At 44.9% G+C, this 13816-nt stretch carries 13 protein-coding genes; 2 read left to right on the forward strand and 11 right to left on the reverse strand.

The window, feature by feature from the left end:
* Positions 1-35: 35 nt before the first annotated feature.
* From DEU30_RS06535 to DEU30_RS06555, 5 genes are all read right to left on the reverse strand, one after another.
* A complete protein-coding gene (locus tag DEU30_RS06535; RefSeq protein WP_114981788.1) occupies positions 36-893 on the reverse strand; it encodes a nucleotidyl transferase AbiEii/AbiGii toxin family protein in 858 nt (285 codons plus the stop codon).
* 8 nt (positions 894-901) lie between these two features.
* Positions 902-1804 (reverse strand): hypothetical protein, encoded by a 903-nt coding sequence (locus DEU30_RS06540; protein ID WP_114981787.1) that lies wholly within the window; start codon positions 1802-1804, stop codon positions 902-904.
* Between the two features lie 243 nt (positions 1805-2047).
* Complete coding sequence (locus DEU30_RS06545; RefSeq protein WP_114981786.1) at positions 2048-5092, reverse strand: site-specific integrase; 3045 nt, start codon at positions 5090-5092, stop codon at positions 2048-2050.
* Between the two features lie 12 nt (positions 5093-5104).
* Entirely contained in the window at positions 5105-6517 is a 1413-nt protein-coding gene (locus tag DEU30_RS06550; RefSeq protein ID WP_114981785.1) for a site-specific integrase, read from the reverse strand.
* A complete protein-coding gene (locus DEU30_RS06555) occupies positions 6514-7041 on the reverse strand; it encodes a hypothetical protein (protein WP_114981784.1) in 528 nt (175 codons plus the stop codon). Before DEU30_RS06555 ends, DEU30_RS06550 begins: the two co-directional genes overlap by 4 nt.
* A gap of 283 nt (positions 7042-7324) precedes the next feature.
* On the opposite strand from DEU30_RS06555, the gene DEU30_RS06560 reads away from it, so the two are divergent.
* Positions 7325-7780, forward strand: coding sequence for a hypothetical protein (locus DEU30_RS06560; protein ID WP_114981783.1), 456 nt, complete (start codon positions 7325-7327; stop codon positions 7778-7780).
* Positions 7781-8456: 676 nt separating this feature from the next.
* Here the strand turns inward: DEU30_RS06560 and istB are convergent.
* The 6 genes from istB to DEU30_RS06595 all read right to left on the reverse strand — a co-directional run bounded on the left by istB (position 8457) and on the right by DEU30_RS06595 (position 12398).
* Positions 8457-9242 carry an IS21-like element helper ATPase IstB gene (gene istB, locus DEU30_RS06570; protein ID WP_114981782.1) on the reverse strand — a complete coding sequence of 262 codons (786 nt, stop codon included), beginning with the start codon at positions 9240-9242 and terminating at the stop codon, positions 8457-8459.
* Positions 9239-10258, reverse strand: coding sequence for an IS21 family transposase (istA, locus tag DEU30_RS06575; protein ID WP_034823186.1), 1020 nt, complete (start codon positions 10256-10258; stop codon positions 9239-9241). Before istA ends, istB begins: the two co-directional genes overlap by 4 nt.
* 88 nt (positions 10259-10346) lie before the next feature.
* Positions 10347-10928 (reverse strand): DUF5677 domain-containing protein, encoded by a 582-nt coding sequence (locus DEU30_RS06580; protein WP_114981781.1) that lies wholly within the window; start codon positions 10926-10928, stop codon positions 10347-10349.
* Positions 10929-10995: 67 nt separating this feature from the next.
* On the reverse strand, positions 10996-11466 hold the full coding sequence (locus DEU30_RS06585; protein ID WP_114981780.1) for a hypothetical protein: 471 nt from the start codon (positions 11464-11466) through the stop codon (positions 10996-10998).
* A gap of 86 nt (positions 11467-11552) precedes the next feature.
* The gene (locus tag DEU30_RS06590) at positions 11553-11840 is read right to left on the reverse strand and encodes a hypothetical protein (RefSeq protein ID WP_114981779.1); all 288 of its coding nucleotides are present in this window, start codon (positions 11838-11840) and stop codon (positions 11553-11555) included.
* A gap of 69 nt (positions 11841-11909) precedes the next feature.
* Positions 11910-12398: a hypothetical protein gene (locus DEU30_RS06595; RefSeq protein ID WP_114981778.1), complete on the reverse strand. Its 489-nt coding sequence runs from the start codon at positions 12396-12398 to the stop codon at positions 11910-11912.
* 150 nt (positions 12399-12548) lie between these two features.
* Here DEU30_RS06595 and DEU30_RS06600 point away from each other — a divergent pair, with 150 nt between their 5' ends.
* Positions 12549-13754 (forward strand): IS256 family transposase, encoded by a 1206-nt coding sequence (locus DEU30_RS06600; RefSeq protein ID WP_114981777.1) that lies wholly within the window; start codon positions 12549-12551, stop codon positions 13752-13754.
* Positions 13755-13816 lie beyond the last annotated feature (62 nt).

Here is a 13816-nt window from a genome sequence, read left to right on the forward strand (position 1 = left end):
ATGCTGGGCATAGGAGAAGCTAGGGATATCAAACGTTAAGGCCAATCTAATGATTCATAAAAAGCTCTGACGTTATGATAGATTTGGTCAAATTCTGGCAGTTCTCCTGTTATTTCATCTTTTAACGTGGGGTAATCGGCTTTAGCTCGTTCATAAATCTCTCTATTATTCAGCGATTTATGATCTGGTTCGATTCCTCGTGCGCGACACTTTAAAACTAAACTGTAGAGAATTCGAGCTTTTTCATCTCCGTCGAAAGGGCCTTGTGACTGAAGCAAGTAGAAAAGGTCAAAAATGTCCTGTCGGCGCTGTCGATTTCTATCTATTTGTTGAAGTATTGCACGAAACTTTTCAGATATAAGATCCGTCAGAGCGTAAGCAACAACGTTGTCATCATCACTTATCTGTAAGTCTTCAACAAAATAAGTTTCCTCATTAAGACTGTAATCGATGGAAATGACCGACGGACACGCACCCGCTAGAAGGCGTTTATGCTTAGTTGTTCCTTTATAAGCGTGAGCAACCTTTATTTTCATACTCGGGAAGCTTGCATTCGGACGGTCTTTGGGCTGAACGGTAATGCTTTGTACCTTGCAGTCTAGGTCATAATCTAGTTGCTCGACTGTCTGGCTCAGCGCATTTTCTAGGGTGGACTGAATTTCTTCTGGGGGGATGTCATTTAGTTTCTGTTGGGTTGAGAAGTCAATATCTCGAGTAAATCGGGTACTTTTGTACCTTATGGCGAGAAGTATCCCTCCTTTAATAATCATCCTATCTCTTAAGTCGGGTTGTTGGGCTATAGCGACAAGAATTGTGTGCACGGCTTCCCTGAATTCCTGTTGACCTTTTTCCGCCTGAGCGACCCAGTCTTCGATATTATGATCTGAAATCATGATTCTGCCTATGAGCGTTTAAATACGTTAATAGAAATACACCACTTATCAGACCATTGAGGTATATATTCTGTTGAGTGATCTAGCTTACGAGAACCTCCTCGTTGAGCAAAGTGAACCCAGGATGCGACGGTTTCATTTTTAACTCCCACCACTTCATCGAGAATATAACCGGCACGAACTTTATCAATTGCTCTGCCATTGGCATCGATTTCGTCAGTTATCAGCCGCAAGTACTGGTTGGCAAACTCTGAGAAAACGTCGATCACATGGTTCATGCCACCACAAAGTTCAGGATTTCTCAACATATCTAGAAATGTTCGGCCAACAGTTGATACTCGGAAGTTACGTCCACGAACGTTCTTATAGGCGCCCAAGTGGCTGGAATGTAGTACGCTAACTTCCTGCTTACCGACTCGTTTGAAATTAACTCGCCTTAATCGTGGAAGTCCACACTCGATGTATGTGTTTAAATCCTCTTTTAGATCTAACTCCATTCTTTTTAAGGCAGTTGCTTTCCACTCTTTTGGTGATGGCGATGAGAGGAAAAGCTTAGATGGGATCCTATCAGTTATTCCATGATAATCCATTGCGCTTAAATGAGATAAATAACAAAAGGGGTCAATGGTGCATGAAATATCTTCGATTGAATCTAATTCTCTGCCCAATAAAGTGAATACTGTATTTGGCATTCCTCGATATTCGCTCAAGATTCCTTCGGCTAGTAGCCTATTTGTAATACGTGTGAAATCTCTGCTGTCTGGGTAGTCTTTTTGAATCTTTATCAGTGGTTCTCCGCGAAAGTGTTTTTCCTTATATAGCCCAAATAAGAGTTTCCCTAAGTGATATTGAGTAAACACAGGGAAATTGAGATTTCCTAGAGAAAGAGTCATTGCCTTCGTTAGTTCCATTTTATCTCAACCTATAATGTATACGTCCTTAGGACGTATACATTATAGGTATGAATAAGTCAAGTTTTAATTCATGAGAGCTCTTGACAAAGCTCGTTTTGGACTGTAGGCTTATCGTCCTAAGGACGATAAGCCTACAGTCCTTAACCAAATATTCTTAATACAATTCTATATCAACAACTAGACTAATTATATTTGCAGAGCCAGCAACTGGTTTGGCTGATTGAAGTTCCTCAGTGTTTATTATTTACAATATTGCTCCTCAGCTCGCATAAAAATCATGTATTTATGTAATGCTGAGAGCATAGCTCTGGAGCTGCCATCCTCGACACCTCTTGTTTTCAAAAATGCCGTTCTTTGTTCACTGAGTGTCGAATCACGATATGAAAGATGAGCTTTTCCGTAGCGCGACTCGTTAGCGTCCTTGCTGTTAATTATTTTGATGGTGGCTCCTGCTGGCAATGCTGTTCGCCAATAGTTGAGCTTTTCCGAGTCTTCAGGTTCTTTTCTCTGTTTGACGTGAACTTTGAGTAGCCAACGATCCGGCAATACTACACCATCTAATCCTTTTGCGATTTTTCGCAGTTCGGCTCTGGAGTCTAGTCGTATATACGTCCTATTATTCGTCGTTTTCTCCAAAATAATGTTTGCCGCTTTGGCGGCTCGATTGGACGTGACACCTTGGAGTTCTTTTAATCGTTGTAAAATATCAACGGATTCCAATTTCTGAATATTTGTAGCGGGCATAGCGATTGTAAGACCACTTGATGCCTCCTCAGAGTAGAGGCGGGGCTTATTCTCTCCTGTCTGAAACCTAGGGTCATCACGATAGAAATAAGCGGCTTGGATAACCTCATTAATCCAACATATGTCCAGATTGTAAACGTCAGCGAGCTCATTGTTGGAAACTCCGTGGTCGTGCATGTGCAGGATTTTTTCAACGTACTCTGCGCTGCGTTTTGTGTTTGTGTTGAACGTTGGTACCTTGCTCTTTTTCGGAGTATTTTGAGGGCGAAGGTATTTAACCCAATGCGTGCGTTCGGTTTTGAATACGTCGTCTAGCACCGCCAACAACGATTTATTATCGAGCATTTCAGTGCCACCGTTTTCTTGGGCTAGCCGTCTCAATCTTCCTCCTTGGAGCGATGTTAGCTTTGTTATAAACGAGACGTCGTACTTCTGAGATCCGCTCATTGCGGCCTCAAAACGTAACAGATCAGTCAGATGAAAGTATGTACTGGTCGATGTTTCGGTATTTAGATGACCTGCAAACTCAGCTATCTCGGATAGAACATCGTCATGATCAGCGCCGTTAAAGTAGCGCCGAATAGCCGCTATCTGCTCAGCTGAGTATCCCGTTAATTGCTGAGCGCGCTCACTGCTGGCACAGCAAATTAATTGGCATGTAGTCAGCGCGTAATGGCGTAGCTGATAGGTATTAGTATGTACATTTAAGTAGTCGCTCAGCAAGCGAGTAATGTTTGCGCTGAGAGTGTCATAATTGATGAATGTGTCAGCGAGCTCATACTCTGAAAATAACAGCGCATTTGTTCTTTCCGTTGTTTCTAACTGTCGACGCCGGCAGTAATGTCGGATGAATTCCTCCTCGTCGGGCATCAGAAACAGCATGAGTGGTAGTGTGCGTTGTGCACTATATGTTTTAAGATTGAAATGCTCATTGGGTCTGATAAAAACTAGGCCATCTCCTCTCAAGTCAATATCCGACACTTCAAGGTTTATGGCTTCGTCCGGACGTAGACCAAGACGAGCCATCAACAACGTCATTGCGGTTACGGTTTCGATGACATGTTGAGTGCTGTGACTATAGGCTTCAGCCGTGTCGATCAGTAGCTGTCTTATCTGATGGCTACCTGGAATTGCACAACGAACAAACTTGGTACCACTGACAAAGTCAGCCAGTTGTTCAGGAATTTCGAAGCCCAGGTGATTATGCATATACAGCCAAAAATGCCTGAGGGTGGATGGGAATGTTGAATCCGCGCCTGACTCAAAAGCACGCAATTTTGTATAAAGTAATGAGCAGTCTGTTTGATCTAATCCTTCCAATCCCTCCGCTCCAATGTTTTCGGTTAAATATAGCCAAATCTTCCCCAAACAGCTTAACGTGCGTTTGCCAGAAGCCCCGCATGTCCATTTGCCAGCTTGAAACTTCCAAATAAACCAATTGAGCATGGGCTTCGCCGCTTTGGCACTAAATTGGCTCTGGTCTCGCAGTTGTATGAGAGCATTTTCGATAAGTGTGCTTTCATCGTCGCGCCCTGCGAAACGCCTATAAATATCGGCTATTTCATAAAGCAAAGCATCCGAGGTTGTTTGCAAATCACGCTTATTTAGGATCTTCCCGTCTTTCTTAGTGACTGGCCTCGTACGTTTTGTTATGCAATGACGTGTATTCAGAGACAGCAGGCATTCATCGAACGTCGATGCGTTATTTGCGCGGCCAGCGGCATAATGTTGAATGAATACTGGAACTCGCCCACCTTCTTGCCGGAAGAAGAGCAGTGATAGTGCGTCGGTGAGACGTTGGTTGGTGACTTTTTTGAGTTCCCGGTCGTTCAGAATCTCAGCAAGGAAGTCCTTAATCCTCTCCACCGCATTGTCTGTTTTATAATTTTTTGTGTGGCTGTTACGTAGCAATCCAATAAGCGCAGCAGTTGTCAGGGGATGTGGATAGAATACATGTGTATTGTATCGCTCATCGTCATTTTTGACATTCACGGGATGCCCAGAGGCGGAATATTTTAGACGAAAATAGCGCTCCGCTCCTGCCTGGGTTAGGACTGCCTGTGAGTCGTCAATTGCTTTCTCAATGACTGTTCTTAATAACGAATTTAAACCAGGAGCGTGGCACAAACCGCCATTTGCTGCGGCACTGAATAGGAAGATTGCGAGACGGTCTTCTTGGGTTATGGTATCGCTGTGAGTCACATATTCAAAAATTCTCGCCTCAGCCCCTGAAATTCTGCGATACCATTTTTCTGCGACTGGATTAATGGGGCTCCTAACCTTCTTCTTTTTATAGTAGGTTCGACCTGTCAATTTTAAATGGAGCGCATCAAACAATACTCGGGCGGTCTTTGTGTTTGTAATACGGTTAGAGCATTGCTTCCGTAGTTGTTCGAGTAAATCCTTGGGGAAGAAGTTTTCTTGTTCAAGCAAATACAGAATTTCGTACACGATGGTTGCCTGCACGGAAGATTTTGATTGGGCCGGGTTGCCAGCAAATTTCTGAATCAATTCACCGATCCTGGTAATAGCAGTTGTCATAAATCTAATCCTTTAAAAATACTGGTGCATGTTGGTTGGCCGAAAAAGGTTCATCTCCATAATGATGTCCTCAATCACTTTGCTGACTTCTCTTAACTGTTCAAACTTAGTGTTTTTGCTGCGCTCGTAGATGTGCTCAAACTTGAGTTGATGACCCGAATACGTATTGACTGCATATCGATCGATGCCGCTGTCGAAAAGTGATGTCATCATGAAGTGTCTGTGCCAGTTAGACCCATAGGTTTTATCTCGCTGATATACGTTGGTTAACGACTGAAAGTCATCGAGTAAAACATCGCCACGCCACTCTCTGAAAAGGTTTTCTTTTCCCTTGAGGGTCTTCCCTAGGGATTCGGCAACAGATGGGCTGTCAAATCGGACAAGACGCTCAAGGGACCTGAGGTATTTGAGATACTGCTTAAGCTCTCTCAGCGCATAGTCGCAAAGTGGAATCAGTCGGTTCGACCCCAAATCTTTGTCCAAAATTTCAACGGTATTTGCGTTGAAGTCGAAGAATTCAAGGGTCCGAAAGATGTTGGCATGTGGGCGGTGTAACGTAGCTAGCTGAAGTAGATTGATGACATAATCTGTGTAGCAATTGTGGATCTCGGCATAATCATAACGAGATTGCAGTGCCGACCTCAGTTTGCTGCGTAGATATTCAAATAGTGCAATCACAGAATCATGAGTCAGCACACGGGGTGAGCCAAATCGAAGGTCATTAGGTACATTTGACGCGAGATAGTTGCGCACATCAGTAACGTCGATGTATTGGTTCATAAATGCCACATGCTTCTCAAGTAGTGGCAGTGCATGAAACGCGATATATGAATTTTGACTGTAAGTGTCTTTTGGTTCATTCACGATGAATGACAATTCAAAAGAGGTAATACCAAATTGATGTTTTTGGTAACCCAACACATTAGATAGCCTAGCTGGCGTCACGTGCTCTTCCGTGGTTGGCTTAATATTGGTTAAGAAAGATTTAAACTTCTTCGTGCAGTCGTCAGCCGTAATACCTTCTTCGCGCATTTTTATAACTGGCTCTGCGAGCCACTCTGGTACAACGACATAACCATCTCGCTCAATCGATACAAGGTTTAGCATAGGTAGAGCTAATTCCGGCGTTTGCGCTAAATCCCAAGTGCTATAGAGCTTTGCGACTCCCAGTCCTGTGAGCTCAATTCGTTGGTCATCGCTCAATAGCTTTGTGAATGAGTAACCGGTCACTAATGACAATAATGCGAGACTGGCAAACCAGTTACCTTTATGCCGATGCTTATCGCAATACCTGACCAGCTCCAATAGAGTTGCCATCGAGAGCCGATCTTTCGAACTGGATGCCAGTTTACTGCGTTTAATCTCATGCAACTGACTATAACGGCTGGAATTGGGTTTCAGGCGCTTGAGCTCTGGAAGGATCATTGTTTACCCTCCAGCGGTTGCAGGCGAGATGTAAGCAACTTTGAGAGTTGCGTATCCACTGACTTTGGATCAATCGAAGCAAATGAATAACTGAACGCTCGCGGTGTTTCAAAACGACGAGTAAGAAACCGTGCGGAATTTACCAACGGACAGATTTTAGCCAGCTCAGCCAGGTAAGCTGGATGCTTAGCTTTGTCCGACTGGAACGCCAGAGCACCTATTGCGAACCGCCAGGCCTCATGTGTTATTTGGTAAGATTCCAGTTCAGGTTCAATAATCACCGATATCTGTTGCTCGATGGCTCCAGAATAAAGCAGGCCATGCCAGGCACTGAATACGTGATAGAATTTATCGATTTTAATAGCTCGTGGTACACACGTAGACCAAGTGCCGGTACTGCATGATTTAAGCAATGAAATATCACATTGGGGTTTAAGCCCCTGCGTAAACCTGAAAGCAGCTTTTGCGTTTTTGTGTATCGCGACTCTCGCGATAGGCACACGTCGAATTCTTGCGTTGTCCATTCCGATTACCCCTTCATCCTGAATTCAGGGCTAAGTTATCCGATTTGCTCAAAAAAATTCTCGCAACCGACAAAATTAATTTTAACTGCATGAATTTGTTATGTTTTTATAAATGTTGTTATTGGTTTTTCTTGCTGAGGGTTGATATTTTTGGATAAAAAGAAACCAATTTGGATCTGATATAATCAGAGTGTGAGTCATTGACGAACGACGATAAATTATTCTCTGGTTATCTAAAGATCTTTGCTCAAGGAAGCAAAAAGAAATTTAAAAGGAATTATATATGAGCTCAAAACACACCAACTGGACTGACGAGATGGACGCGTATCTCGTGGCCCATTATCACTCAAAGTCTGCATCGCAAATAGCAACCGAATTACAGACATCAAAGCAAGCGGTTCTTCGACGTGCAAGGAAGCTTGACGTTAAACGGAAAACTGAGTCTGACAGTGCCGAGCGGCCTACTTACTCAGCCGAGGAGGATGCCTACATTAAAGGTTTTATCGAACAGCAGGGTATAGAAGCTGTTGCTGAACAGCTCAACAGGTCAGTAAATGCTATTCGAAAGCGCGCACAGCGGCTCGGTGTATCGACAGCAAGTCATGTCAAAGCGCTAACAAAAGAAGAGCAGCAGTATCTCGAGCAAAACCTCGGGATTAAGAGCTACGCGGAGATAGGTCAGGTGCTTAATCGAAATGCAGATGCAGTTCGTTGGCATGCTCGAAAGCTGCGACGTTAAAGTTTTACCCCGGGGTGAAGCCAGGCGCGATATCGTGGTGGTTTTAATGATCAACCGTCGCCAGTAGAGTATGAGAAACGCTTTGAGAAAGCGGCTACTGAGTGTTTAATGAACTAGTGGCGATTCAGGAGCGGTTCGTTATGAATCATTTGCCCTATCGATCCGGAGGAAAGTGTCCCCCACATCATCGGAATATTCCTGGATAATATTGGCAATTACGATGTGATCCAATGTCGGCTCAAGAAATAGGAGGGTTATAGTAATCTGTGACAGGCTTATTGCTGCTGCATGAGCTGGGTCTGTCATGCCCGAGTTACTTTGTCCTACAAGCAAAATGTCTTCCGTGGCTTCGCACAACCCCAATCGGTTTCTCATAGCCTTTGACCCAGAGTGTATGTTCTGGCTAGCCCATTTGTAATACGGGCGCATATGGTCGAGCTTTACATTCTTTTCGATAGCCGCAAACCCAACTCTATTATGATTCGGGAAAAGATGGGCTGCCCATCCGTAGTTACCTGCGTACGATTTTCCGTATTTAGCAATCAATGCGTCGTATTCCAACTTGCAGCTGGCAATCTCAGTATCGCTTGGGCCTTTTTCCTGTAGCCTATGTGTCAACGGTAATCTAATTTTGACCCACTTAGCGGTAAAGTAAAATTGACCCACCCTTAGCGGTTTACTCATTAATCTGCTGATTCGTTACCGGTACTATTCCGGCCGCTTTTTTCCCTCGTAACCGATAGCTGTTTCCGGCAATCTGCACGATGTGTGCATGATGCAGTAACCGGTCGAGCAGTGCCGCTGTCAGCGTCTGGTCGTCAGCGAAGGCCGTTGACCATTGTGAGAACGGTAAGTTACTGGTAACAATAACGCTGCCGTGCTCATAACGCTTGGCTATGACGTTAAAGAACAGATTCGCTTCTTCACGTCCGAAGGGTAAATAACCGATTTCATCGATGACCAGTAGTTTGGGTGCCATAACACTGCGTTTAATATAGCTTTCGAGCCGGTCCTGCTTCTTTGCCGTCGCCAGCTGCAGCATCAGGTCGGCAGCGGTAATAAAGCGCACTTTAATGCTTTTCTGAATGGCCTGATAGGCGTAACTTAATGCCAGATGGCTTTTCCCCACACCGCTTGGCCCGAGTAAAACGATGTTCTCTGCCCGCTCGATAAAGGCCAGGCTGGTCAGCTCCTGAAGCTGTTTTTTGGGTGCCCCGGTGGCGAACTTAAAGTCGTAATCCGAGAACGATTTTATGGCCGGTAATCCGGCGAACTTGAGCAGGGTTTCCCGTGTGCGTTGCTGCCGGGCTTCCAGCTCAACGCTCAGCAACTGCTCAAGGAAGTCAGCCAATGAGTCTTCTCTACCGGCGGCGGTGTCAGCGATTGCTGACCATTCGGTTGCCAGGGTGCCTAATTTCAGTGTGTCACAGGCACTCTGTATCCGCTCCATTTGCAGGTTCATGGGCGAGCTCCCAGTAATTGGTCGTAGACACTTAGCGGGTGCTGGAAGCTCTCTATCGGCATTGCGGTACGTGATGGTATTGGCCGGGTTTTATCGGACAACGGCCTTGCCGGTAACGGTGCTAACGCCAGTTGCTCTTTAACCAGCAATACCGCAGGTTTTTGCTTCGTGGTTCCGTGTTTTCTCTGATGCGCGACATCCTCGAGCCAGGGACCGACCTGAGCGTTAGCCGTTTCTACATCCAATGCCAGCCCGGCTTGCTTCAACGTCGCTGCCAGTGGCGTAATAAAACTGTTTTTCAGGTAGCCGTTAAACCGCTCGACCTTACCTTTGGTTTTAGCTCGATATGGGCGGCAGGCTCTTAGCCTAAATCCATAATCGGACGCCAGCTCAAGCAGGTGCTTATTCCAGCGATGACGACCTTCACCATACGCATCGCGCTCAATCATCAGGCATTTGGCATTATCAAACAAAACTTCTTTCGGCACACCGCCGAAGTAGTGCAAGGCTTCCCGAATACCGGTTATCCAGTCCTCCTGCTTCTCGTGAGTGCTGAACCGAACGTAAGAGCCGCGGCTAAAGCCCATGGTTGCAACGAAAGCTTTGAGCTTAAAGCGACCCCGCTTGATGGTCGTAAAGTCCACCTGCATTTGCTTCCCCGGTGCCGTTTCAAATCGGACAATTTCCTCTTCAGTCTGAGGCTTAAACTGACGGATATAGATTTTTACAATCCCTTCCTTACCGTCATAACCCTGCGTTTCAATTTCACGGAACAAGACGGCTCCCGGTATCCAGTAGGGCTTTGCGGCTTCAATACGCTCCCGCAGATAAGGCTTAAAGGGATCCAGTTTTGATGGTCGCTCAAGCCTTGGTCCATAACTCGGTGTGCGCGCTATGTCGCGCAAATAACTGCGAACTGTGTTGCGTGCTATGCCTAATTTGCGGCTGATAGCCCGGATACTGTGACCTTGTTGGTGTAACACATGAATATCCACTAGTGACTCCTGATTTAACATTGCATCTCAACCGCCGTTCTTTTTTTCAGATCAGGCGGTCATTGTGCCTCAGGTGGGTCAATTTTAAATTGCCGTTAGTGGGTCAGTTTTACATTGCCGGTGACAGCCTATGCTCATATTTTTTGTGCTCCAGCATTCCATGATATGAATCGACCACATCGTGAAAGTAGAAGCGTTTAGCGCATTCACCGTCGTGCTTTGCCAGAAACATTCCTGTCGCGGCTACTTCATGAAGCGCACGCCATCTCGCGTGAGCGGCGTCTGCAAACCCATTCTCTAACAAGCACAATATTTCTCTCGCAATATGGCAAGCCCTCGCATGGTGCCGCACTACCAAATCAAAGACCAAATTGTTTTTAGAGACAGCATTGGGTCGGTAGGATTTATTGAACTCTTCACCTGACTCTGTGCAAATTACTATCAACGCCTCCAATAAATCGAAACCTTCTTGCCATCTGCTGATGTTTCGGGAAACAAACTCTGCAGAAAGTTTTCTATGCTCTTCAAGCATTCCGTATGTCGATTTAATGAGTGATGTCTTTATTGAATTGACAAGTTCGGGTGTGGTTTCGGCGATGACTTTCTCTACGTCAAATTCAGTAACTTTATCTGGATTTTCTCGAAGAAAGTCCTCCATCTGCTTTATAAGTGCATTCTGTAAGGTTTCCACTTAAATTCCCTATGATTCATAACGGCGACCATCACGCGCTTGTCTCGTGCATGGCATTGTTCTATTTTCAGTAATACTGCGTATAATCGGCTTCAAAGGCAGCTAACTCGGCGAGTTGGTCTAATATGGTTTTCCCAACCTCCAAGAGCTCTTTAGTTCGTTCAGGGTCATCCCAGCCTTCAACCCCGTGTTTGCCACCATGAAATAGATTGTTTCGAATGGTTTTCAGCAGACGAACCACTTTACACAGGTCAGAACCGCAGTCATCTAAACCCACGTTTCTCCATTCAAGGTCTGAGTTTTCCCCGACTTTCTGCCGTTTGGGGTTTAGCTCTAACAGCTTTTTCGATTCATCCGTGTGCTGAAAGGCTCGTTTGTGCTGTTCAATAAACTTCTCCCATCCTGGCTCAGCAGTATCTCCTGCGCCATCCCGCTTTAGGCATTTGTTCTCTTTCAATGCAAACTCAAACCGTGAAAACCAGTAGAAGAAATCAAATGCGATATCTTTCAATTCCTTACTAATGTCTTCTTTACGCATGACCTTTCCCTAAAATAGAACGCCCAACCACAGCGGCACCAACAAAGTAAGAGTCCAGTGCCGCAAGTGCGAACTGTTGCGACTGGTTATAAATCATTCTCGTTGATTACGGTAGCAATAAAATGCGGATTTTCTCCGCAAGTAAACACCGGAGCTTCTCCTTCTCGACGCACCGCAAGCAGATCATTTGATTCTTTAGAACCTCTCCGAGCATAGGCACCAAGGATGTCTTCAAACTCCAGACCTGCGCGGGCAACTAGCGTCTTTAATACGTCCTCGATCTGAGCCTCAGAGAATGTCCACGCCCTGATCTTTTTCTCAAAAATCTTCTCGACTCCGTCGTACCCTTCAATCTTCCAGTATCTTCGACTCATAATTTATGACGCCGCGCTCTGCGGCAAATTTGTAGCGTAGCGGAAAGCTTGTCGACCAGCAGCGCCTTGTTAGCCGTTGTATACTTGGTCATGAACATATTGTTCAATATTTTCTAAGCCCTGATACAGTCCAACTTCTTCCAGTTCTCGTTCCGAGTATAGCGGATAGTACTCTGGGGACGGATACGGATCTCCAAAAAGAGGAGAATTAGGGTTAAAGTGCTCAATGAAACCTATAAAATCCAATGTTCTACTGCTATCTAAAATAAGAGAATTACGGATGTAGATTACATAATTGGCAGCTTTCACAAGGTTATAAAAAAGAACCATAAGTATTCCCTTTTTTAAGTCAATGAACTGACCTTGCTCATGGTATGGAAGATCTCCGGTATCAATCCAGTAAGTGTAAACATCAGATTCAATATCGTACTTATTTTCAAATTCATAACACGATTTCAATACATCAGTAGCAACATGGTTAAAATTGACAATAGCCTCTTTAAGGGTTTGGCTTGCAGAGCTTGATGGAAACACCTTTAAATTGGTTTCAATTTTCATCAAATAAGAATGAATAGTATGTAAAAATTTACCAGTAAACCTGATATTAAAAAGCTGAAAGGGAATAATATTAGCGTTTGTTTGGAGATTTTTTGGTAGTGTTCAGAATTCTGTGTCATTTCGTTAAACTAAGCAAAAAAGAGATGACATATGACCAAAACCAATTTCGACATGGATGCCGCTTTAAAGCAGTTGCGTGAAGGCAAAGACCTCACGGGCAAAGACGGCATTCTGACACCGCTTATCAAACAACTCACCGAAGCAGCGATGCAGGCTGAGCTTGAAGAGCACCTCAGTGATAAAGAGCAATCTAACCGCAAGAACGGCTCGACGTCAAAAACAGTCAAGAGTCCTGCCGGCAGTTTTGAACTAGATACACCCCGTGACAGAGCCGGCTCATTTGAGCCGCAGCTGGTTAAAAAACATCAGACGCATTTAACTGATGAGCTGGAGCGTAAAATTATTGCATTGTTTTCGCTTGGAACCAGCTATCAAGACATTCGCATGCACATTGAAGACCTGTACGGCATTCATGTCTCAAACGGCACCATTAATACCGTGACGGATAAGCTTCTTCCGGAGCTTCAGGCATGGCGTGAACGACCTTTAGAAGCGGTTTACCCCATTGTCTGGCTCGATGCCATTCACTATAAAATCAAAGAGAATGGCCGTTTTATCAGCAAAGCTGTTTACACCATCCTCGGCCTCAATATTGACGGCAAAAAGGAGCTCCTGGGGCTTTATTTATCCGAATCAGAAGGCGCCCATCACTGGCTGAGTGTGTTGACCGATCTCCATAATCGAGGCGTTCAGGATATTCTGATTGCCTGCGTAGACGGCTTAAAAGGCTTTCCAGAAGCCATAGAAAGTATTTACCCGAAAACTGAGGTGCAACACTGCATCATTCATCAAATTCGCAACTCGATGAAGTACGTGGCCAGCAAAAACCAGAAAGCCTTCATGGCCGATTTAAAATGCGTGTATAAAGCCGCAACACTGTCCGCTGCCGAGAGCGCGTTGGATGATTTAGAAGCCAAATGGGGCGATAAATATCCCATCGTTATTCAATCCTGGCGCAATAAGTGGGCGACACTCTCAGCGTATTTTAAGTATCCGGATTATGTTCGAACCGTTATCTACACAACCAATGCCGTTGAGGCGGTACACCGCCAGTTCCGAAAACTGACCAAAACCAAAGGCGGTTTTAGCAATGAGAGTAGCTTGCTTAAGTTGCTGTACGCGGGTATGTTAAAAGCAACTGAGCGCTGGTCGCACCCGGTGCAGAACTGGAATCTGACACTGTCTCAGCTAACCATCCACTTTGAAGGTCGACTGGATGGTCACATAGATTTATGAAAAATTGGCTGACACAGAATATTGAACACTCTCGATTTTTTATATCAGCATCTCTGTACCAC

It is taken from the genome of Idiomarina sp. 017G (assembly GCF_004362265.1).
Taxonomy (GTDB): domain Bacteria; phylum Pseudomonadota; class Gammaproteobacteria; order Enterobacterales; family Alteromonadaceae; genus Idiomarina; species Idiomarina loihiensis.